The sequence below is a fragment of the Arthrobacter sp. Y3221159 genome (assembly GCF_059089885.1).
On record NZ_JBNHFC010000014.1, the window covers coordinates 15,086 to 34,797 of the forward strand.

22 protein-coding genes and 1 pseudogene are annotated in these 19,712 nt (G+C 63.9%); 16 read left to right on the forward strand and 7 right to left on the reverse strand.

Features of this window, described 5'->3' with window-relative positions:
• Positions 1–16 precede the first annotated feature (16 nt).
• From AC5RT3_RS14725 to AC5RT3_RS14750, 6 genes are read left to right on the forward strand one after another with little or no spacing between them, the layout of a single operon-like run.
• Complete coding sequence (locus tag AC5RT3_RS14725) at positions 17–850, forward strand: helix-turn-helix transcriptional regulator (RefSeq protein WP_494052281.1); 834 nt, start codon at positions 17–19, stop codon at positions 848–850.
• The gene (gene sufB / locus AC5RT3_RS14730; RefSeq protein ID WP_494009090.1) at positions 850–2,313 is read left to right on the forward strand and encodes a Fe-S cluster assembly protein SufB; all 1,464 of its coding nucleotides are present in this window, start codon (positions 850–852) and stop codon (positions 2,311–2,313) included. Before AC5RT3_RS14725 ends, sufB begins: the two co-directional genes overlap by 1 nt.
• On the forward strand, positions 2,313–3,554 hold the full coding sequence (gene sufD / locus AC5RT3_RS14735) for a Fe-S cluster assembly protein SufD (protein ID WP_494124541.1): 1,242 nt from the start codon (positions 2,313–2,315) through the stop codon (positions 3,552–3,554). Before sufB ends, sufD begins: the two co-directional genes overlap by 1 nt.
• A 20-nt stretch (positions 3,555–3,574) precedes the next feature.
• Positions 3,575–3,931: a non-heme iron oxygenase ferredoxin subunit gene (locus AC5RT3_RS14740; RefSeq protein WP_494009092.1), complete on the forward strand. Its 357-nt coding sequence runs from the start codon at positions 3,575–3,577 to the stop codon at positions 3,929–3,931.
• 44 nt (positions 3,932–3,975) lie between these two features.
• Positions 3,976–4,767, forward strand: a complete 792-nt coding sequence (gene sufC, locus AC5RT3_RS14745; protein WP_494009093.1) for a Fe-S cluster assembly ATPase SufC — start codon at positions 3,976–3,978, stop codon at positions 4,765–4,767.
• Between the two features lie 13 nt (positions 4,768–4,780).
• Complete coding sequence (locus AC5RT3_RS14750) at positions 4,781–5,113, forward strand: metal-sulfur cluster assembly factor (protein WP_009357674.1); 333 nt, start codon at positions 4,781–4,783, stop codon at positions 5,111–5,113.
• A gap of 76 nt (positions 5,114–5,189) precedes the next feature.
• Here the strand turns inward: AC5RT3_RS14750 and ypfJ are convergent, their stop codons facing one another.
• Positions 5,190–6,071: a KPN_02809 family neutral zinc metallopeptidase gene (ypfJ, locus tag AC5RT3_RS14755; protein ID WP_494124542.1), complete on the reverse strand. Its 882-nt coding sequence runs from the start codon at positions 6,069–6,071 to the stop codon at positions 5,190–5,192.
• A 59-nt stretch (positions 6,072–6,130) separates the two neighbouring features.
• Here ypfJ and AC5RT3_RS14760 point away from each other — a divergent pair, with 59 nt between their 5' ends.
• Both AC5RT3_RS14760 and AC5RT3_RS14765 read left to right on the forward strand, forming a co-directional pair.
• Positions 6,131–7,537: a class I adenylate-forming enzyme family protein gene (locus AC5RT3_RS14760; RefSeq protein WP_494124543.1), complete on the forward strand. Its 1,407-nt coding sequence runs from the start codon at positions 6,131–6,133 to the stop codon at positions 7,535–7,537.
• On the forward strand, positions 7,527–8,714 hold the full coding sequence (locus tag AC5RT3_RS14765; RefSeq protein ID WP_494124544.1) for a thiolase family protein: 1,188 nt from the start codon (positions 7,527–7,529) through the stop codon (positions 8,712–8,714). Before AC5RT3_RS14760 ends, AC5RT3_RS14765 begins: the two co-directional genes overlap by 11 nt.
• 24 nt (positions 8,715–8,738) lie before the next feature.
• Here the strand turns inward: AC5RT3_RS14765 and AC5RT3_RS14770 are convergent, their stop codons facing one another.
• From AC5RT3_RS14770 to AC5RT3_RS14780, 3 genes are read right to left on the reverse strand one after another with little or no spacing between them, the layout of a single operon-like run.
• Complete coding sequence (locus AC5RT3_RS14770; protein ID WP_494009097.1) at positions 8,739–9,374, reverse strand: energy-coupling factor transporter transmembrane component T family protein; 636 nt, start codon at positions 9,372–9,374, stop codon at positions 8,739–8,741.
• A complete protein-coding gene (locus AC5RT3_RS14775; RefSeq protein ID WP_494124545.1) occupies positions 9,371–10,099 on the reverse strand; it encodes an energy-coupling factor ABC transporter ATP-binding protein in 729 nt (242 codons plus the stop codon). The genes AC5RT3_RS14770 and AC5RT3_RS14775 overlap by 4 nt, the downstream gene beginning before the upstream one ends.
• An 11-nt stretch (positions 10,100–10,110) precedes the next feature.
• Complete coding sequence (locus AC5RT3_RS14780) at positions 10,111–10,755, reverse strand: biotin transporter BioY (RefSeq protein WP_494124546.1); 645 nt, start codon at positions 10,753–10,755, stop codon at positions 10,111–10,113.
• Between the two features lie 140 nt (positions 10,756–10,895).
• On the opposite strand from AC5RT3_RS14780, the gene AC5RT3_RS14785 reads away from it, so the two are divergent.
• The 3 genes from AC5RT3_RS14785 (at position 10,896) to AC5RT3_RS14795 (ending at position 13,560) form a co-directional block, all read left to right on the forward strand.
• On the forward strand, positions 10,896–11,582 hold the full coding sequence (locus tag AC5RT3_RS14785; protein ID WP_494124547.1) for an LmeA family phospholipid-binding protein: 687 nt from the start codon (positions 10,896–10,898) through the stop codon (positions 11,580–11,582).
• 61 nt (positions 11,583–11,643) lie between these two features.
• Positions 11,644–12,708: a spore photoproduct lyase family protein gene (locus AC5RT3_RS14790; RefSeq protein ID WP_494052289.1), complete on the forward strand. Its 1,065-nt coding sequence runs from the start codon at positions 11,644–11,646 to the stop codon at positions 12,706–12,708.
• A gap of 39 nt (positions 12,709–12,747) precedes the next feature.
• Positions 12,748–13,560, forward strand: a complete 813-nt coding sequence (locus AC5RT3_RS14795) for a hypothetical protein (RefSeq protein ID WP_494124548.1) — start codon at positions 12,748–12,750, stop codon at positions 13,558–13,560.
• Between the two features lie 25 nt (positions 13,561–13,585).
• Here the strand turns inward: AC5RT3_RS14795 and AC5RT3_RS14800 are convergent.
• A pseudogene (locus AC5RT3_RS14800) lies at positions 13,586–14,047 on the reverse strand (recombinase family protein); the annotation flags it as partial.
• Positions 14,048–14,493: 446 nt separating this feature from the next.
• Positions 14,494–14,631, reverse strand: coding sequence for a hypothetical protein (locus tag AC5RT3_RS14805; protein ID WP_494124549.1), 138 nt, complete (start codon positions 14,629–14,631; stop codon positions 14,494–14,496).
• A gap of 369 nt (positions 14,632–15,000) precedes the next feature.
• On the opposite strand from AC5RT3_RS14805, the gene AC5RT3_RS14810 reads away from it, so the two are divergent.
• Positions 15,001–15,243, forward strand: coding sequence for a hypothetical protein (locus tag AC5RT3_RS14810; RefSeq protein WP_494124550.1), 243 nt, complete (start codon positions 15,001–15,003; stop codon positions 15,241–15,243).
• A 166-nt stretch (positions 15,244–15,409) separates the two neighbouring features.
• Here the strand turns inward: AC5RT3_RS14810 and AC5RT3_RS14815 are convergent, their stop codons facing one another.
• Positions 15,410–15,997, reverse strand: a complete 588-nt coding sequence (locus AC5RT3_RS14815) for a hypothetical protein (RefSeq protein ID WP_494124551.1) — start codon at positions 15,995–15,997, stop codon at positions 15,410–15,412.
• A 182-nt stretch (positions 15,998–16,179) separates the two neighbouring features.
• Here AC5RT3_RS14815 and AC5RT3_RS14820 point away from each other — a divergent pair, with 182 nt between their 5' ends.
• The 4 genes from AC5RT3_RS14820 to AC5RT3_RS14835 all read left to right on the forward strand — a co-directional run bounded on the left by AC5RT3_RS14820 (position 16,180) and on the right by AC5RT3_RS14835 (position 19,423).
• Positions 16,180–16,617, forward strand: coding sequence for a hypothetical protein (locus tag AC5RT3_RS14820; RefSeq protein ID WP_494124552.1), 438 nt, complete (start codon positions 16,180–16,182; stop codon positions 16,615–16,617).
• A gap of 228 nt (positions 16,618–16,845) precedes the next feature.
• Complete coding sequence (locus AC5RT3_RS14825; RefSeq protein WP_494124553.1) at positions 16,846–17,274, forward strand: hypothetical protein; 429 nt, start codon at positions 16,846–16,848, stop codon at positions 17,272–17,274.
• Between the two features lie 1,435 nt (positions 17,275–18,709).
• Positions 18,710–19,060 (forward strand): hypothetical protein, encoded by a 351-nt coding sequence (locus AC5RT3_RS14830; protein ID WP_494124554.1) that lies wholly within the window; start codon positions 18,710–18,712, stop codon positions 19,058–19,060.
• 87 nt (positions 19,061–19,147) lie between these two features.
• A complete protein-coding gene (locus tag AC5RT3_RS14835) occupies positions 19,148–19,423 on the forward strand; it encodes a hypothetical protein (protein WP_494124555.1) in 276 nt (91 codons plus the stop codon).
• Positions 19,424–19,712: the final 289 nt, after the last annotated feature.

The following is a 19,712-nucleotide window of genomic DNA, read 5'->3' on the forward strand; positions in this document are numbered from 1 at the left end:
TTGTGTTGTGTATTCCATGAGCAATGCTACTGCTGTGCCTTTTGCCGGGCACGGAGCCTCCCAGGCTCCCGCAGACCGGGGCCGGATGGCTACCGGTCCGGTGGCTGATGCCGATGAGCGTACCCGCGACCGCGTCCTCGCGGCGGTCCTGGAACACGGACCTGTCAGTGCCGCCGAACTCGGCGACCTGCTCGGATTCACCCCGGCGGCAGTACGCCGCCACTTGGACCATTTATCCCGCGACGGCGTCATTGAAGTCAAGAGGGTAGCCAAGTCCGGTGCCGGCGCGGGCCGGCCCGCCAGGCGGTACGTCCTTAGCTCCCAGGGCCAGTCCAGCCTCGGCAATGACTACCTGGACATCGCCGCCCTGGCCCTCCAGCAGCTGCAGAAGGTTGCCGGGCCCGACGCCGTCCGCGCATTCGCCGTCGAGCGATTCTCGGATATGGAACGGCGGTATGCGCCGGAGATCGAAAAGGCCGGTCCGGACATCAGCGACCGCGCCCGGGCCCTTTCCGATGCCCTGACCCGCGACAACTTCGTCTCGTCCACCGCCACCATCGAGGCCAAGGCACCCCTGCCGGCCGCGCTGTCCAGCGTCCAGCTGTGCCAGGGCCACTGCCCGATCCAGCAGCTTGCCGCACGCTTCCCCGTGTTCTGCGACGTGGAAACGGAAGTGTTTTCGCGGCTGGTGGGCGTTGACGTGCGCCGGCTGTCCACGCTGTCCCGCGGCGGGCACGTCTGCACCACCCACATTCCTACAGGCAGGCCGTCTGTCCAGGAGCCCACAAGGCCTCCGGCAGCCCCCGCCCGCCTGAACGAAGAAATCAACCATCAGCAAGAAAGGCCGTGATGACGGACCAACTATCAGAGAAAGCGGTAGCCGAAAACACTGTGATCTCGGAAATTCTGGAAAAGAATCCCGAGCTCCATGGCATCGGCAACTACGAGTACGGCTGGGCTGACAAGAACGACGTCGGCGCCAATGCACGCCGTGGGCTTGACGAAGAGGTAGTCCGCGACATTTCGGCCAAGAAGAGCGAACCGGACTGGATGCTCGACCTGCGCCTCAAGGGCCTGAAGTACTTCGACCGCAAGCCCATGCCCACCTGGGGTGCGGACCTGTCCGGCATCGACTTTGACAACATCAAGTACTTTGTCCGTTCCACGGAGAAGCAGGCAGCCACCTGGGAAGACCTGCCCGAGGACATCCGGAACACGTACGAAAAGCTGGGTATCCCGGAAGCCGAGCGCAGCCGCCTCGTTTCCGGTGTTGCCGCGCAGTACGAGTCCGAGGTTGTCTACCACCAGATCCGCGAGGACCTCGAGGCCCAGGGCGTCATCTTCCTGGACACCGACACCGCGCTGAAGGAGCACCCGGAGATCTTCCAGGAATACTTCGGCACCGTGATCCCGGTGGGCGACAACAAGTTCGCCTCGCTGAACACCGCCGTGTGGTCGGGCGGGTCCTTCGTCTACGTCCCCAAGGGCGTCCACGTCGACATCCCGCTGCAGGCATACTTCCGCATCAACACTGAGAACATGGGCCAGTTCGAGCGGACCCTGATCATTGCCGACGAGGACTCCTACGTCCACTACATCGAAGGCTGCACGGCACCGATCTACACCTCGGACTCCCTGCACTCCGCCGTGGTGGAAATCATCGTCAAGAAGGGCGCCCGCGTCCGGTACACCACCATCCAGAACTGGTCCAACAACGTGTACAACCTGGTGACCAAGCGTGCCATCTGCGAAGAGGCCGCCACCATGGAGTGGGTCGACGGCAACATCGGCTCCAAGGTCACCATGAAGTACCCGGCCGTCTACCTTGTGGGCGAGCACGCCAAGGGCGAGACCCTCTCCATCGCGTTTGCCGGTGAGGGCCAGCACCAGGACACCGGCTCCAAGATGGTCCACATCGCGCCGAACACCAAGAGCTCCATCATCTCCAAGTCGGTGGCCCGCGGCGGCGGCCGTGCAGCCTACCGCGGCCTGGTGCAGGTCCGTGAAGGTGCCAAGCACTCGGCCAACACCGTGCGCTGCGACGCCCTGCTCGTGGACACCATTTCACGCTCTGACACCTACCCGTACATCGACATCCGCGAGGACGATGTGCAGCTGGGACACGAGGCAACGGTCTCCCGCGTCAGCGAGGAGCAGCTGTTCTACCTCATGTCCCGCGGCATGCCCGAGGACGAGGCCATGGCCATGATCGTGCGCGGCTTCATCGAGCCGATCGCCCGTGAGCTCCCCATGGAATACGCCCTCGAGCTGAACCGCCTCATCGAACTCCAGATGGAAGGATCCGTCGGTTAATGACTGCCGAAGCTACAACCGAAAAGGCGCGCATCGGCGCACCGTCGATCGCAGGTTTCACCGAGGAAGGCGAACAGCTCGTTCCCGCCAAGGTTGACCGCCACCACAGCCACGGCGTGCAGGTCATGGCCTCCCGCGCGGAGCGCCTGACCAGCCACGACGTCGCCGACTTCGCCCTGCCCAACGGCCGGGAAGAGGAATGGCGCTTCACCCCCGTGCGTGAACTGGCCAACCTCCTCTCCGACGCACCCAGCGACGCCGGCGTCCTGAACGTCGCGTTCGAGGCGCCCGCCGCCGTCGTCCAGCGCACGCTGCACGCAGGCGAGGCCCCCCGCGGGACCACCCTGGTCCCGGCCGACCGCGCCGCCGTCGTGGCTTCCGCCAACACTGACGACGCGCTGCACATCCAGATCCCGGCAAACGCCGAACTGGACGAGCCCGTCCGTGTCGTCCTGACCGGCAACGGTGCAGGCCGCCGCTCCAACTCCCACCATGTGATCGAGGCCGGCGAAAACAGCCGCGCCGTGGTCATCCTGGAGCACGACGGCGCAGCCGACCACAACGGCAACGTTGAGGTCTTCGTCCGCGGCGGCGCCCAGCTGACGGTGGTTTCCGTCCAGCTGTGGGAAGCTGACGCGAAGCACCTGGCCCAGCACGACGCCGAGGTGGCCAAGGACGCCGTCTACAAGCACATCGCCGTCACCCTTGGCGGCAAGATCGTCCGCCTGAACTCCAACGTCCGGTTCTCCGGCGAAGGGGCCGAGGCGGAACTCCTCGGCCTGTACTTTGCCGACGCCGGGCAGCACCTGGAGCACCGTTCGTTCGTGGACCACAACATGCCCAACTGCAAGTCCAACGTCCTGTACAAGGGCGCGCTGCAGGGCAAGGGTGCGCACACCGTCTGGGTTGGCGACGTCCTCATCCAGAAGCAGGCCGAAGGCACCGACTCCTACGAGAAGAACCAGAACCTGGTCCTGACCGACGGCTGCCGCGCGGACTCCGTGCCGAACCTCGAGATCGAGACCGGCCTGATCGAAGGCGCCGGCCACGCCAGCGCCACCGGCCGTTTCGACGACGAGCACCTGTTTTACCTCATGGCCCGCGGCATTCCGGAAGACGTTGCCCGCCGCCTGGTGGTCCGCGGGTTCCTCAATGAGATCATCCAGCAGATCAAGGTCCCGGCCCTCGAAGAGCGCCTGACCGAGGCTGTGGAACGCGAACTCACGGCAACAGAAAACTGACGAGGGACAGGCAGGGACGCATGAGTGGGAAGCCCAAGGGCGAGCTGGTTTGCAGCGCCAACGACATCCAGGTCAAACAGGCGCTGCGCATCCTGATCGACGACTACCCGGTAGCCGTGGTGCGGGATTCCATGGGTGATATCCACGCCATCGGGGACACCTGCTCGCACGCCGACATCTCGCTCTCGGAAGGGGACGTGGAAGGCTGCGCCATCGAGTGCTGGGGGCACGGCTCGCAGTTCGACCTGCGCAGCGGCCAGCCCCTCCAGCTCCCCGCCTACGATCCCGTTCCCGTGTTCGCCGTCGAGCTCGACGGCGACGACGTCTACGTGGATGTCACCAACGTTTTGAACGGCGCGGCAGTAGACAACTACTGAGCGCCCTGCAGCACAAGACTTACGAACGAACAAGAAAGAAGAGCATGTCAACTCTTGAGATCAAGGACCTGCACGTCAGCATTGACACGGAGCAGGGCACCAAGGAGATCCTGAAGGGCGTCAGCCTGACCATCCGGACCGGCGAAACCCACGCCATCATGGGCCCCAACGGCTCCGGCAAGTCCACGCTGGCCTCCACCATCGCAGGCCACCCCCGCTACAACGTCACCAGCGGCTCCATCACCCTCGACGGCGAAGACGTCCTGGAGATGAGCGTTGACGAGCGTGCCCGTGCCGGCGTGTTCCTGGCCATGCAGTACCCCGTGGAGGTTCCCGGCGTCACCATGACCAACTTCCTGCGCACCGCCAAGACGGCCATCGACGGCCAGGCTCCGGCCCTGCGCACCTGGACCAAGGACGTCAAGGCGGCCATGGAACAGCTCCGCATCGACGCCGACTTTGCCCAGCGCAACGTCAATGAAGGCTTCTCCGGCGGTGAGAAGAAGCGCGTCGAGATCCTGCAGCTGGAACTCTTCAAGCCGAAGTTCGCCGTCCTGGACGAGACCGACTCCGGCCTGGACGTTGACGCGCTCAAGGTTGTTTCCGAGGGCGTCAACCGCGCCCACGCACAGGGCAACATGGGCACCCTGCTCATCACGCACTACACCCGCATCCTCCGCTACATCAAGCCGGACTTCGTGCACGTGTTCGTGGACGGCCAGGTTGTTGAGGAGGGCGGCCCCGAGCTGGCCGACCGCCTGGAAGAAGAAGGCTACGACCGCTACGCCAAGGGCGCCGGCCCCGCCGTCGCCGCTCCCGCAGCAGTACAGGCCTAGTTAGGACTCTGCCATGACCGAAATCACGCCGGGCCGCACGGCCCTGGAGGATGTCGAAGAGGCGCTGAAGGACGTCATCGACCCCGAGCTCGGGGTCAACGTGGTGGACCTTGGCCTGCTCTACGGGCTGAAGTACTCCGATGACGACGGCGCACTGCTGATCGACATGACGCTCACCACCGCCGCCTGCCCGCTCACCGACGTGCTCGAGGAGCAGGTGGGCAAGGCACTGGACGGTGTTGTTGACGACTGGCGCCTGAACTGGGTGTGGATGCCGCCATGGGGTCCGGAACGGATCACCGACGACGGCAAGGACCAGATGCGGGCCCTCGGCTTCAACATCTAAATTAAAGTACGACGACGGCCCGGCCACCTTCTGTGCGAAGGTGGCCGGGCCGTCGGGGTTTAAAGACGGGAGGCCCCTACAGGCCCGGGGCGGAGAACGTGTCGCACTGGTTGATGTCGCCGGTTTCGTAGCCCCGGTAGAACCAGCGCTGGCGCTGCTCGCTGGAGCCGTGCGTCCAGGCCTCGGGCGTGACCCGTCCGGTGGCCGCTTCCTGGATGCGGTCATCGCCCACCGCGGAAGCCGCGGACAGCGCGTCATTCAGGTCCTGCTGGGTGAGGGCTTCCAGGAACGGCTGGCCGTCCGGGCCGGGCTGGGTGGAGGCGTGCTTGGCCCACAGTCCCGCGTAGCAGTCGGCCTGAAGTTCAACCCGGACGGCGCCGGACTCAGGGCCCTGCGGATCCTGCTGCGCGCGGTCCAGGTAGCCCAGGACATTCTGGATGTGGTGGCCGAACTCGTGCGCCACCACGTACTCCTGGGCCAGCGGCCCGCCGGAGGAACCGAACCGGTTTACGAGTTCCGTGAAGAATCCGGGATCAAAGTAGGCGGTGGTGTCGGTGGGGCAGTAGAACGGACCCACGGCGCTGGAGGCCGTTCCGCAGCCGGTGCTCACGGCTTCGTCGAAAATCACCGTCTCGGGCTGGGGGTACTGGACGCTGTACTGCTCCAGGTAGGCGGGCCAAAACGCGTTGAGGCTGTTGACGGTGCCGGTGATGCGGCAGTCCACGCGCGCATCGGCGTCGGCACCGGTTTTGCAGGCCGGGGCGGTGCCCTGGCTTTGCGGGGCGGGAGCAGCGCCGCCCGCCAGGCCCTCCAGGAGCTGGGGGTTGACACCCAGGAGAGCGGCGATCAGCAGCAGCAGACCGCCGCCGATGCCGCCGCCCACTTTCGCTCCGCGGCCCATGCCGCGCCGGTCCTGGACCTGCGAGGGGTCCAGCTGCACATTGTCGTTGAAACTCATGAAGTCACATTACCCTCGGGCCCGGAGGTCAATCCGTGCAGGCCGGTAAAGTTGATCCGATGCCTTTCCTCAACAGAATCCAGCGATGGGCCGGCGAACGGCCCCACGACACCGCCGTCGTGGTCGCGGGCCGCCGCCTTTCCTGGGCCGAACTCCGGGACGCCGCGGCCGCCCAGGTTGCGGAAACGAAGGCGGTCACCGCACTGTGTGAGGCCAATTCCGTCGGTTTCGCCGTCAACTTCACGGCCGCCGTGGCAGGCGTGCGCCAGTGCGCCGTCCTGGATCCCGCATGGCACCCGCACCTGCAGGAAGACATCATCCGCCGCATCGAGGCCTCGGCCTTACCTGGAATGGTGTCACCGGACGACGAACTTCGCGACGGGCCGGCGGAGAGCACCTTCCTGATTGGGCTGACGTCCGGCACCACGTCCGTACCCAAGGCGTTCACCAGGTCCCGGCGCTCCTGGCAGCAGTCCTTTGACGCCTCCATCGAGTTTTTCGGCCTGCGGCAGGATGACGTAGCGCTGGCCCCCGGTCCGCTGGCCGCAAGCCTGAACCTGTACGCGTTGAGCGAGTGCCTCTACGCCGGCTCGGAATTCCAGACGCTCGAGCATTTCGACGTCGGGGACGTCCACTCAGCGATCACCCACGACCGCGTCACCCGGCTGGTCCTGGTGCCCACTATGCTGCGGATGCTCAGCGAACGCGGCCTTACCGGCTGCGTGGACGCCTCCGGGGTGCGCACCATCATCTGCGCGGGTTCAAAGCTGGACGCACGGACCCTTGAGGCTGCCCGGCGCTGGGCGCCGCATGCCACCATCTTTGAGTACTACGGCGCCTCGGAATTGAGCTTCGTGTCCGGTGCCGGGCTGCCTGCCGGCGAGCCTGCGGCCGTCGGCGGAACCGGCATCGGCCAGCCGTTCCCGGGCGTGGAGGTTGCCATCCTCGACGACGCCGGGAAGCCTGTGCCCGGCGGCGCATCCGGCAACATCTGCGTGCGGAGCGGGATGGTCAGCAACGGCTACCTGTGGGGGGACGACGGGCAGGCCCTGCGGTCCTTCGGCAACTGGTTCACCGTGGGGGACCAGGGCTACCTGGAGGCAGGGGAACTGCACATCCTGGGCCGCCGCGCGGACATGATCCTCAGCTCCGGCAAGAACGTCTATCCGCATGAGGTGGAGCTGGCCCTCGCGGCCGTGCCCGGGGTGGCCGCGGCGGTGGCTGCTGGCATGCCGGACGATCTCCGCGGCCAGCGCGTGGTGGCGGGCATCGTTCCGTCCGCCGGCGGGATCACGGCGGCGCAGCTGCGCGCGGGCCTGGAGGAGATCCTGCCCCGGGACAAGCGGCCGCTGCAGTACTTCGTCCTCTCGGAACTTCCCGTGACCGGCGCCGGTAAGATCAGCCGCAACATGCTGCTGGACTGGATCCACACGAACGACCGGCGGGTGCGGAACCTTGGCGGCTGAGCTGTTGCCGGCGGACCGGCAGCCGGTGATCATCGCCGCCAGGCGGACCCCGGTATGCCGCACCAACGGGGCGCTGGGCAGGCTGCGGGCACACCAACTGCTGGCACCCGTGCTGCGGGAACTGCTGGCCGAAACCCGTACGGAACCGGCAGCCGTTGACGATGTGGTCATCGGAAACGCGGTGGGCGGCGGTGGGAACGTGGCACGCCTGGCACTGCTGGAGGCGGGCCTCCCGGTCAGTGTTCCGGGCATCACTGTTGACCGCCAATGCGGTTCGGGCCTGGACGCCATCGTCCTCGCGGCCCGGCTGGTGGCAGCTGGCGGCAGCCCCCTTTTCCTTGCCGGGGGAGTGGAAAGCACCAGTACGGCGCCCCTGCGTGCCCACCGGACGGACGACGGCGGCGCCGAATTCTACCGACGCGCCCAGTTTGTGCCGGCGGATTTCGGCGATCCGGACATGGGTCCGGCTGCCGAGACAGTGGCCCAACGGTTCGGGATCAGCCGGGAGCGCCAGGATACTTTCGCGCTGACAAGTCACCGTCGGGCCCTTTTAGCCGCGGATGCAGGGCATTTCGACGACGAACTGGTTGCCCTGGAGACCGGCTCTGGAACCGTGTCGACAGACGATGGCCCCCGCCGCGGCCTGACTCCCGCGGTGATGGCGAGGTTTCCGGCCGTCTTTGTCGACGGCGGAACCGTCACCGCCGGAAACTCCTGCTTCGATGCCGACGCCGCGTCCGCCGTCGTGATCACGTCCCTTAAACGGGCACGGGCAATGGGGGCCGCCGACGGCCTTGTGGTGCTCGGCACCGGCACCGCCGGCGTGCATCCGGAAATCCTGGGCGTGGGGGCCGCCACGGCGGCCCGCGATGCCCTGGCCGGGGCCGGCCGTGCCGCCGATGAGCTTGACTTCGTGGAATTCAACGAGGCCTTTGCTTCCCAGACCCTGGCATGCCTGGACCAGCTGGGCATCGCGCCGGAACGGGCGAACACCGACGGCGGTGCGCTGGCTTTGGGCCATGCGTACGGGGCATCCGGCGCCGTCCTGGTGACACGCCTCCTGGCGCAGGCGCGCCGGGCGGGGGCTCCGGGCAGCCTGGCCTTGGCAATGATCAGCAGTGCCGGCGGGATGGGCACGGCTGCCCTGCTGGAGTACCGGCAGCTCCAGGACGGCTAGGCCCCGGATACCGGCGGAAACGCCTCAGTCGTCGGTCTCGTCGTCGGCTTCGCCCAGTCCGCGGGCGGCGAGGGCCTCGCCCGTCTGGCGCGCGAACGCCACGGAGGTGATGAACACCGGCAGGACCAGGGCCCGCGGGTTCCGTTCCAGGCCCCGGGCCCGAGCGGAGTCGCGGACGTCGGCGAAGGTCCCGGCAATGTAGGGGATGCTCCGCAGCATGATCCCGATGGTCAGGGCGAAGCGTTCCGGATCGGCTCCGAACCTTTTGAAGGGGCCTGCCGCCTTGACCACGCCGTCGAGGAGTTTATGGACGGGGGTGGTGGCGGTGAGCAGGGATGCGGCCACCACGCAGACAAGGATGTTCAGGACGATCCTGCCCGCGGTCGGGGCGCCCAGCTGCCACCACTGGAACAGGCCGATGACCAGCAGTACGGCAGCGAGCGGGCGGATGGCAGCCCACAGCCGCTTCAGGCCCGCACCGGTCAGCAGGAAGAGGCCGGAGAGTGCGCCGAGCATCGCCAGCGACATCCGCCAGTCCACTGTCACGAACGATGCCAGGCCGCAGGCGAACACCAGGAGGAACTTCAAGACCAGCGGCGCCCGGTGAACCAGGGAATGCCCCGGGACGTAATTGGCGAGCAGGAAGCCGTGTCCCCTCACGGCTGCGCTTCCTGCGTGTCCAGGGTTGCCAGGCAGAGCGCCCGGTAGGCGGCCACGGCGGGGGCGGCGGCGCCGTCGAACACTACGTTGCCCTGGTCGATGACCAGGACGCGGTCCATGTCCAGGGCCATGTCCAGGTCATGGGTGGACATGATGACCTGCTGGTCCAGGCCGGCCAGGGTCCGGCGCAGCAGTTCGCGGTTGCGCAGGTCCAGCAGGGTGGACGGTTCGTCCAGGACCAGCACGGCGGGCTCGACGGCGAGGACGGCGGCGAGGGCCATCAGCTGCCGCTCGCCGCCGGACAGTTCGTAGATGCTCTGGTCCGCCAGGTGCAGCAGGCCCAGCCGGTCCAGGGCGTTTTCCGCCAGCCTGCGCCGCTCGGCACCGTTCTTCACGGACCGGCGCAGGGACAGCTCCACGTCCTCCCGGCCGGTGGGCATGACCAGCTGGGAGAGGGGATCGGTGAAGACGAACCCGACGGTGCGGCGCACGGCCCGGACGGACCGGACAGTGTCCGCGCCGTCCACCAGCACGTGGCCGGAACTGGGCTGGACGAGCCCGTTGACCAGGCGCAGGAGGGTGGACTTCCCGGAACCGTTGGCACCGATGACGCCCACCCGCTGCTCCGTCAGCTGCAGGCTCACGCCGTCCAGGAGGGCCTTGGGTTCCGGGAGGTGGTCCACCGGAACGGTTACGGCTGCCTGGTCAAAGGTCACTTTGGGCATAAAGCAGGGTCCTAGGCTTGGGCGGGCTGCGGGAGGGTCCGCTTGACCCGACGGACCAGGATGTCCGGGAAGGCACGGTGCAGGGCGACGGCGATGAGCGCAGCCAGGACGTTCTTGATGATGTCGCCGGGGTAGAACACGACGTCGCCCAGGAAGGCCTGGCCCCAGGTTGCCTTGGTGTTCAGCACGATGCCGGCGATGCCCAGCGAGTGCACCACCACCACGCTGGTGACCGTTGCGGAGAGGAACAGCCACAGGGCACGGGCCTTGATGGTCCGGCGGATGACCACCGTGGCCAGCCATCCCACAAGTCCTGCGGCGATGGGGAAGGCAATGATGTAACCGGCGGACGGGCCGGCGAGGATGCCCAGGCCGCTGCGTCCCTGGCTGAAGATGGGCAGGCCCGCGAGGCCCAGGAGGACATAGAGCCCGACGGCGGCGAAACCCCGTCCGGGGCCGAGTACCAGGCCGGTCAGCATGACGGCGAGCGTCTGGAAGGTGATGGGGACGCCGAAGCCGTTGACGGCAAGGCCGGGGACCAGCGCCGAGGCGGCCACCAGGGCGGCGAAGACGGCGATCAGGCCGAGGTCCGTGGCGTTCCAGCGGCGGCGGCCTGCCTGTTGGGTGTTTGTGGCGGTGGTTTTGGTGTTGCTCATTGGGGGTCCTGTCGGGGTTGTACAAGCGGAATCTAATGTACTGCCGACGCTACCGGGACGGAACCGGGGCCATTTTGTAGATGCCCTACTAAACGGGGGAGCGGAGGCTGAGGGACTTGTCCAACTGCCACAATGGCTTCATGGGGTGGATGCGGATAAGGGAGTGGCTGATTGGTGCTGCCGGGATGCTGGTTGTCCTGGGTATCGCGGCCGCGGTTTTCTGGTGGGCTGTCAGTGACCCGGCCGGAACGGGTGGGGAGGGACTCTCCCGGGTCCCTGGCGCTGAAAGCCCGGCAGGCACGGCCCCTCCCGAAGAACTGCTTGACGGTGAGGTGTGGCTCTCCGACGTGGTGCTTGATGCGGGGTCGGTGGCTGTGGGAGGCTCACTGCTCCGCGACGTTCGGGCCACCGGACAGGACGTTGTCTCGGGCCCGGACGGGCTGGCTGCTGCACGCCTTGCCGTTGATGCCACCGTGCCGTTCGACGTCGTCGCCGGCGAACTCGGAAACGGGGCAGTGGTCGGGGCAGCCGGTGGCGGCGAGGCCAGGGTGGTCCGCACCGTTGAGGCGTTCGGCCGGGAACTGCGCGTCACAGCCACCGGCACTGTTGAGGTGGAGGCTGGGAAGGTTGTTGTCGAGCCGCGCTCGATCGACTTCGGCGGACCTGGCTTTCTCTCGGACGCCACTGCCGCCGTCGTTCGCAGGCTCGTGACCATCGAGCATGAGGTAGAAGGGCTGCCGGAGGGACTCGTACTCCGGGACGTGGCGGTGCGTGACGATGGCTTCCGCGTTGGCCTCCGCGGGGAGGACGTCCGGCTCGTCCCGTGAAGACGTGATGCCCTCGGCTTAACGGCCCGGTCTGAAGGGGCCGCCTTGGGAGAATGGAGTCATGGACTTCAACCGGCTGCTGCAGATCCGGCGCATCTTTGCCCAGCCCGCGGCGCTGGAGCTGCCCCGCGGCAAGGAGATCGTCGCGCGCTGGCCGGAAGCCGACGTCGTGCCCGTGGAAAACCACTGGAACATTCCGGAACTTCACGGTGACGAGACAAATGTCCCGCGCTGGTCCCGGATCAAAACCGAGGCGCTGGTGCTGGGCGTCAAGAAGGCGCTGACCGTGAAGCCGAACGGCCGATCTGCTGATTTCATCGCACCCTCCACCGCGAACGGCTGCGCCATGGCATGCGCCTACTGCTACGTGCCCCGGCACAAGGGGTACAGCAACCCGGTCACCGTGTTCGCCAATATCGACCAGATCGCGGGCGCGCTTGAGCGGCATGTCCTTCGTCAGGGCATCAAACTGGAGCCAAACCAGTGCGATCCCGAGCTCTGGGTGTACGACATCGGGGAGAACAGTGACTGTTCCGTGGACGCGCTGATCAGCGACAACGTGGAGGACCTCGTCTCGCTGTTCCGGGACCTGCCCACCGCCAAACTGTCCTTTGCGACCAAGTACGTGAACCCGGCGATGCTCGGCTGGGACCACGGCGGGCACACGCGGGTCCGCTTTTCCCTGATGCCGGCGGACCTGGCCAAGTCGGTGGATGTCCGGACCTCGCCGGTGGCCGAACGCATGGCCGCGATCAACGACTTTGTGGACGCCGGCTACGAGGTGCACGTTAATTTCTCTCCCGTTATCGTGACAGACACCTGGCTCAGTGACTGGGAGGAGCTGCTGCGCCAACTCGACGCCACACTGACGGATGCCGCGAAGGCGCAGCTTGCGGCGGAAGTCATTTTCCTGACGCACAACGAGGGGCTCCATGAGGTCAACCTGGGGTGGCATCCGCAGGCCGAGAAGGTGCTGTGGCGCCCGGACCTGCAGGAGTCCAAGGTCTCCTCCAACGGCTTCAGCAACGTGCGGTACCGTTCCGGAGCCAAGGCCGGGTACGTCCGGCAGTTGACGGCGCTGATTGAGAGGATCGCGCCGTACTGCCGGATCCGCTACGCGTTCTGAGGTCTGGAGGGGGCCTTGCCGCGCTAGACTGGTTCGACCATGACTGGTGCCCGATCCCGTCTGTTTGCCTGGCTGGTTGCCCTGGTGACCGTCCTCGCTGGCTGTGCGCCCGCCGTCGGCTTCAACGAAAATTCCGCGCCGCAAACGGCACCGGCTTCCTCTGCTCTTCCGGCCTCGCCGGAACCCGCTGCGGCGCCGCCAACTGCCCCGGCTCCTACGCCGACGCAGGCTCCCGCACCGCCCCCGGTGCCGCAGCCGTTTGTCCTCAACCTGTACCAGGAAGGGGACTTCGTGCCGCAGTACACGTTTGACTGGTGCGTTGCGGCGAGCATCCAGATGGCGCACAACCTGATGGATGACACTGGCGGCGGCACCTGGAGCGATTCCGCCCATCAGGGGGAGCTGTGGGAGATGGCGCGGGCGCGGTCGTCCAACTCATTCAACGGGGCGAACCCGCGGGGATGGGCGCAGGTGTTGACCGAGGTGGGCATGGGGCCGTATTCAGTGGTGAGTGTGCCTGGCTATCAGGACGCGCTGCGGACGGCCGCCCGGGCCATCGCGGAAACCGGCCGCCCGGTGGGGCTTGTGATGTGGAGCGGCCGGCACGCGTGGGTGATGAGTGGGTTTGAAGCGGTTGGCGACCCGGCAGTGTTCCCGGAGTTCACGGTCACGGGTGTTCGCGTCCTCGATCCGTTGTACCCGCACGGCAGCGAGCGGTGGGGCCCTTCGCCGGTCCCCAACAGCCTGCTCACGCCCGAACAGCTGGCAACGCAGCTCGTGATCCGCGAGCCCCGGCGCTGGAGTTCCGACCTGCCGGCGGGCTACATGCTGGTGCTGCCAACGCAGGGTTAGCCCATTGACGGTTTAGTCGTGCCCTTTCTCTGGCGGGGGAGAGCTTGGGCTTCCTGCCCCGCAGGCGCCCTTTGGCTTTGGCGATCTGCATTCCTTCCCTGGTTCGAGCCCTGATCAGATCCGATTCGAATTCGGCCACCATGGCCAGCATGTTGAAGAGCAGCCGGCCGACAGGGTCATTGGGGTCGTGGATGCTGCCGCCGATGTTCAGCTTTACCTGGCGCCGGGTGAGTTCCTCCACGATGTCGCGTGCATCAGGAAGGGAGCGGGCGAGCCGGTCAAGCTTGGTAATGACGAAGGTGTCTCCTTTCCTGCATGCCGCCAGGGCTTCCCGCAGTCCGGGGCGGGCCCTGTTGGTGCCGGTGTATCCGTGATCGACGAAGATCTGCTCGTCCTCGACGCCAAGGTCGCGGAGAGCGTTGATTTGCGCGGTGAGTTCCTGTTCGGCGGTTGATACGCGGGCGTAGCCGATATGTAGTGCTGTCATGGCGCGAACTGTAGCGCTTGGGCCACCTTCAGCGGGCAGTTTTTTGGGCGGGGTATTTGCAGGGCTTTTGCTCAAACGCTGAGGAAAACTTGTGTCAGTTTCAGGAGTCGTCTGCACCAATGTCAAAAGCCGTCTGCACGGGCCCGGCCCGTTGATCCAGAGGCTGTCTTATATCGCCAGTGATTCGAGGCAGGACCGGCTAGCGGGACAGCAGGAGGATTTACCGCTCGGCACCGCCGGACCGACACTTCGGACAGGAAGCGCCTAACCCAACAGAACGTTGTTACTGACTGCGCCCTGCTACGGGTAGTTTCTCCGGTCAGCCGTCGTCACCCCGACTATCAGTGAGATTATGAGATCCTATTGATCCGCTCTTTGCTGTTTGCAGTTGCTATACGGCAACAAGCCACACGTGAATTGCGGCAGAAGCAAGCCCCAGAACTAGATCAAGTAGAAGCAACCTCCAGGGCGGGGTGTTTGCCATCATTGATGGTAATTCTTTTCACGCCCGCGTATGCGCCGATTCCAAGACCAAGTGCCAGGGAAATGAGCATTGCAATAAAACTAAAGGTCGAGGCTTCCACGCGGTTCTCCGACTCTCTAACAATCCCAGGTTGTTCTGGGGCCCAACCCAGACAGTAAAGCGCCGTTGTAAAACCAGCAACGGACCGGTAGGCGGATGCTAGTCGGCCTGATTACCGACGGGCAGCGATCGGTGAAGGATCCGCTGACGGCCGCGGCAGCATGGCTAGAAGAATGAGCCCAGCCAACAGAGTGTGTTCCGTTGAGGGTTCGCTTCAGTACACCAACGGTGATAATGGCGCTGTAAAAATGCCAAGAGCACTGCTGAGTTTCATAATCAGAGGGAAACCGACTGCCGAATTTTTCCTGCTGCTATTGAACGCCGTCAGCACATGGGGAATGCTTCACTTGAGTCGAGAGGCAAGCTAAGTATGGAACCATGGATTGACCCGCGGGAGCGCCGAGCCTGGTGGTATTTTGCAAGCCTTCTATTGCTTGGCATCGGCACTCTGCTTGCGATGGTAATCCTGCTCATGCTGGCTGAAATGACACCAGAAGAGGATGCGATTGCACTAGTGACAGCCCTGCTATCACTTCTGGGTGCGGTTTTGGCCGCGCTGAAACTGAGACAGCTGCCGCACGAATTTAGGCAGCAGGAAGACACTAGCGAATAAGTTCGAGTTGTGGGATTGCTCGGGCCAGCAACGTGTCGCGTGAGAGGTTCCTCGGGGACAGGCTAATGGGACGTTACGCGGACGAGCCTCTTACGGGACGTGTGCGGAAGGATCGCCACTTGGCCTGGCATCAGAGTAGAGGGTTATCCTCCGTCTGCGGCTACCGCTATTCCGGCGGGCTGTTTAGCAGTTGTGGTTCGCTGCCGGCCGTAGCACCGGGTGGTCCCTGCCACATTCTTATGAAACGTGGCAGGCTCTTGCCTCTTTCTGATTGCGATGACAGGACAGATGCTGGTGATGGTGGCTCCTTCCAGAACTGGACCAGGTGGCGCTCAACTGGGGACTCCACGACATCGTCGAAGGCGGTGTCGCGGCCGTTGGCATGGAGCCTGATGCGGTATGTGCCCTTCTGCTCGCCCTCAATGGTGCCTATATCCTTTTTGTCCCGGCCTGTGGGCTCGTTGAAGTATGCCTTGCCTTCAGGGAACGTCAGGGACAACTCGTGAATGTCCTCCCAGTCTGTCGCCGTAGTCTCCGGTCTCTTGCTGAGGACCTCGATAGCCAGGTCGACTGGCCCGGCAGCGATGCCAGTGTAAATCAGTGGAACCATCAAGGGAGTTTCCTGCCTCTCACCACGCATCGCCGCTTGCACGGCGGCTGCGGGATCTGTGGGCGGAAAGGGCTCCACGACGAAATCGACTACATGCTCGAATGCCTTGAGAACGAAAGTTTCTGATTCGATCAACCTGCCCACTGCCTCTCATTGGATGTCGACATGAAATGCGCCTGCCGCAATTATCCGCAAAGGGGACCGACAACTGAATTCAGGAACGCTGACCGGGAAGTAAGCTGTGCCCAGGCAGCAGCGAAGTGGAGGATTACCCCTGTAATCAGCACGCGGGTAATCACAGCGACCCTTGAGGACAAGGAACGAGTATGTTCGGCATCTATAAGCGCGAGTACAAAGATCCACTCTTGGGGCTCAAATACGTTGCTGACCCAGATCGCCTGGTTACGTTGCAAAGGGTAGCCGGGTTGTCACATAGCCCCGGAGCCGCTTTTAAGATGACTGTCGGGGAGGCAGTAATTCCCTTTGAAGTCACGGGTGACCTGTTGACTGATCCGGAAACCGGGCAAGAGTTCGTCCTCCGACGGTTTGAGTCTTTCGGAGCGAGCGCTACCGCCAAGCTCCTGGGACGGATTGAGCCCTACGAGTTTTCTGATGAGGAGACAAGAGCAAGGTTCCTCTTGCTTGCCGCGGAGGCGCTGATTGTCTTTGGTTGGAGTTACGACGGCTTCTCTCAAGCCGAGGGCTTCATCCGCGTAGATGTAGGCGGACGAACACTGACTCTCCGAGACATTGCCCCTCCCTAAAGTAAGGCGCGCCGACAGTTCGAGTTGAAGTGCCCTCGGCTCAGGCGATTGGTTGTCGATGCGCTCTAAGGTTGGATGATGGGGAATGAAAAAAACCGCCCGGGTCACAACACACACCAGGACAGTGCACGTGAACCTGATTCAGTGGCACAAATTAGGGCCAGCTCGAACTGGCATGCCTGCCGTCACCTGTACCACGGATGGACCCGGGAACGCACAATCGAACGAATGCAGTCCGCCGCACCGGGCTTCCCACTCGAAGCCTATGAACGGGAACTCACCCGCGCGATGGAATGGGCAGAGGAAAACAGGCAAGACGGTCTCCGGCGCCGGCAATTGGATATTGAGCAAGCCAAGACACTAGATGTACTGAACGCAGTATTCGTCCTATACCTCCTCAATACGAGATACGGCAGCCACTACGTCCAAGATGGCTTGGGCTATATCGACATACAGCACGAACTCGGCAGCATCTTCTCGTCACGGGAGATCGAAGCGGCCAAGCACAGGGCGGACGACGTTATCAAAAACGCCTCGAACCGAGTGTGGCGCTCCTGGGATGGCCCCCACTTGGAAGAGCTAAGAGCCAAGTTTCCCGAGTACACCGACAACAATCTCTCAGCCGCTATCGGGCACGCGTACTGGCTCAACCGATAGCCAGTAACGCACCTCTTGAAACCGTCACCCTCACCGGCCTGCTTCACGCTGACCGCCTTTTGCCTACTGCGTCGAGGTCCGCTCTTGCTGACGCTGCGCGCTAGTGCCCCGGTGAAGGATCGGCTTATGGGCGGGCAGGACCGTCATCGGTATCGGTCATACCCCAGGGGACATAATCGTGAGTTCCCCGCTGCCTAAGAACGCAGCCACACAGTTAGCAACGCGGAGGGCGTCGGCTTCAGATGCTCCTGACTTAAGCCGGAATCCAAGTCTGGAGGTCGGCATGTCCGCACTTTGTACAGCTATTTCCACGCTGGGATCGTCTTCGCACTTATCAAGAGATGAAAAGACAGGGTAGCTCAAGCCCACGCCCCACCGGTCGTCGGTAGAAGCAGTACGTGGATAGTCCGCTGGATCGGAGGGTTCAGCGCACGCGGCCAGCAACGCAACAACGAGCATCGGCGCCAAAGGTCGCTTTCCCATCGCGCTCCCCAAACTCTTGGTTTTGCGTCAATCGTGGCATTTCGATCGTATCTACCGGAAGGCGAAGCACGGTCAAACGGATGGGCGGCGGGGGTACCTGAGGGAGGATCCTATACTGGACATGAGGCGCTAGTCTCACTTCATGAAGCGTCGGTGGGTACTCCTCGTTGCAGTCGGCATGAGTATCGCAGTGTTGACTGCTGTCATTGGCGGCATGTCTCGGGATTCCCGGGTGTGCCCGGCCATTGGCTATGCCTACACAGGTCCGGTGGAGCTGGTCTTCTCAACTCCACCGGCGTCAGTTGCAGCTTGTTTTGGGGAAGGGTGCACCCCTCAGGCGGTGGCACAGAATGATGAGAGGAAGTGGCTGGTACCGCAATCCGCGCCCTACCTGAACAAGCCCGTCAGCGTCACTTCAATCCATGTTGAAGCGACAGCTGCGCTCGGCGGCCGTACAGCGGTTGACTTGCCAGTAGAAACGGAATCCACCGGAGAACATCCGTTCGGGGTCGGATGCGGGGGGCCTTTCAAATTCAAGCCCGTGCCGGTCATTCTTAGCTGAAGACCGGAGTGGCTTCTGCGCTGATTCGCGACAGGGCGGCGTCGCGTGATGACGGATCCCCTTGTGGGCTGGCCATGCGCCAAATAGCGCCGCAAAAACACCGCCACTCATCGCCTAAAGTCACACAACATTCCCTAGAGGCGTGCCGACCATCGGTCAAAAACGGTCGTTATTGAACGGCGCTGTGGAGAAGCTCAAGATATAAACAATAAGCGGCCAAGATGGAGAAAATCCTTCCGCGTCATCACGCGGCTTTCTAGAGTGGCCATAGCAATACAGACGAGGACGTTCCTCGGAACTAGCACGTGTCTTTGGTGCAGGCCACGTGCTGATCTGCGTCTGGTTCGTTGCCTTCTTGACTACTTTCGCGTTCGGTATCAGGGGTGAGGGATGAATATTTTCCGGTTCATTTCCCGGCTGCCGCAGCCGTTGAAGGCGCTCTACATTCTCTTCATCGCCGTTTTCATCGCAGGAATCATCCCGGTCCTGCTGCACATCCCCCAGGCTTCCCGATGGATGTCAGGCGGAATCGGTACAGCGGGCCTGCTCCTGGGGCTGTGCCTCGTCATCAACGTGAATAATTCTGCGGAAGGACTGGCCGGAGCAGTCGCGGAAGAGAAACCCATGGGGGTCGACTACTCCGCAACCTTCATGGCAAGGCCGGTCTTCGCCCGGATCTTCGGCCTGATGTTTGTAGTAGTCGGGGCTAGCTTCATCGCGAGCAGCTTCATGGGGAACTGAACCGTCACAGCAGGATGAAGACCGGTTCTGACACCAGCGAAGGACACCGGAGCCCGTGAGCAGCACCAAGCCGGAACAGAGGGACATATGAACCATCGCTTCAAAGCATGGACGTCGGATTGGGTTCATCCTGTCGTGAAACGGGGCACTATCTATTGGACCGCTCAAGCTATCGGGTTCACCGGGGCTGCTGTCTTCTTCATCTTCTTCGCCCTGCTGAATCCCACCGTTGAACGTCTGTGGTGGGCTGGCCTGGCTGGAATTGCCGCAGTCCTCGCTTGGTTCTTTTCCAGGAAGATGATCAACGACCTTCAACACGAGTTCCGATACGGAGAGGACGACAGCGCCACAGATCAAAGTTGAGGATCATGCACAGGATCACACCGCTTGCCTCTTGCTGGGGTAATGATGGACGAAACTGTCGCGCTAGAGGTTCCTGAGTAAACAGGCAATGGGCCTCGGGCCCTCTACTCTTGCCGCGACTCGATTGGCGTGAAGGGCTCGGGGCCGCTCAACCTTTTGCCGCTCCTGTGAGACGAAACTGCTACTGCCATCGCGAAGACGACGGCGCAGGCTACAGGCACAGCTAGCGCATCCGGAGCTACCGGGCTGAAGTTTCTGACTATCCAAGCGACACCCAAACCGAGCGGGA

What these genes read in the sequence shown, in the direction of transcription:
- AC5RT3_RS14830 (WP_494124554.1), top strand. Translation starts at nt 18,710, where the DNA reads ATGAATATTTTCCGGTTCATTTCCCGGCTGCCGCAGCCGTTGAAGGCG.
- AC5RT3_RS14785 (WP_494124547.1), top strand. Translation starts at nt 10,896, where the DNA reads ATGGGGTGGATGCGGATAAGGGAGTGGCTGATTGGTGCTGCCGGGATG.
- sufB (WP_494009090.1), top strand. Translation starts at nt 850, where the DNA reads ATGACGGACCAACTATCAGAGAAAGCGGTAGCCGAAAACACTGTGATC.
- AC5RT3_RS14750 (WP_009357674.1), top strand. Translation starts at nt 4,781, where the DNA reads ATGACCGAAATCACGCCGGGCCGCACGGCCCTGGAGGATGTCGAAGAG.
- AC5RT3_RS14810 (WP_494124550.1), top strand. Translation starts at nt 15,001, where the DNA reads ATGGAACCATGGATTGACCCGCGGGAGCGCCGAGCCTGGTGGTATTTT.
- ypfJ (WP_494124542.1), bottom strand. Translation starts at nt 6,071, where the DNA reads ATGAGTTTCAACGACAATGTGCAGCTGGACCCCTCGCAGGTCCAGGAC.
- AC5RT3_RS14760 (WP_494124543.1), top strand. Translation starts at nt 6,131, where the DNA reads ATGCCTTTCCTCAACAGAATCCAGCGATGGGCCGGCGAACGGCCCCAC.
- AC5RT3_RS14825 (WP_494124553.1), top strand. Translation starts at nt 16,846, where the DNA reads ATGCAGTCCGCCGCACCGGGCTTCCCACTCGAAGCCTATGAACGGGAA.
- AC5RT3_RS14780 (WP_494124546.1), bottom strand. Translation starts at nt 10,755, where the DNA reads ATGAGCAACACCAAAACCACCGCCACAAACACCCAACAGGCAGGCCGC.
- AC5RT3_RS14790 (WP_494052289.1), top strand. Translation starts at nt 11,644, where the DNA reads ATGGACTTCAACCGGCTGCTGCAGATCCGGCGCATCTTTGCCCAGCCC.
- sufD (WP_494124541.1), top strand. Translation starts at nt 2,313, where the DNA reads ATGACTGCCGAAGCTACAACCGAAAAGGCGCGCATCGGCGCACCGTCG.
- sufC (WP_494009093.1), top strand. Translation starts at nt 3,976, where the DNA reads ATGTCAACTCTTGAGATCAAGGACCTGCACGTCAGCATTGACACGGAG.
- AC5RT3_RS14775 (WP_494124545.1), bottom strand. Translation starts at nt 10,099, where the DNA reads ATGCCCAAAGTGACCTTTGACCAGGCAGCCGTAACCGTTCCGGTGGAC.
- AC5RT3_RS14725 (WP_494052281.1), top strand. Translation starts at nt 17, where the DNA reads ATGAGCAATGCTACTGCTGTGCCTTTTGCCGGGCACGGAGCCTCCCAG.
- AC5RT3_RS14795 (WP_494124548.1), top strand. Translation starts at nt 12,748, where the DNA reads ATGACTGGTGCCCGATCCCGTCTGTTTGCCTGGCTGGTTGCCCTGGTG.
- AC5RT3_RS14835 (WP_494124555.1), top strand. Translation starts at nt 19,148, where the DNA reads ATGAACCATCGCTTCAAAGCATGGACGTCGGATTGGGTTCATCCTGTC.
- AC5RT3_RS14820 (WP_494124552.1), top strand. Translation starts at nt 16,180, where the DNA reads ATGTTCGGCATCTATAAGCGCGAGTACAAAGATCCACTCTTGGGGCTC.
- AC5RT3_RS14740 (WP_494009092.1), top strand. Translation starts at nt 3,575, where the DNA reads ATGAGTGGGAAGCCCAAGGGCGAGCTGGTTTGCAGCGCCAACGACATC.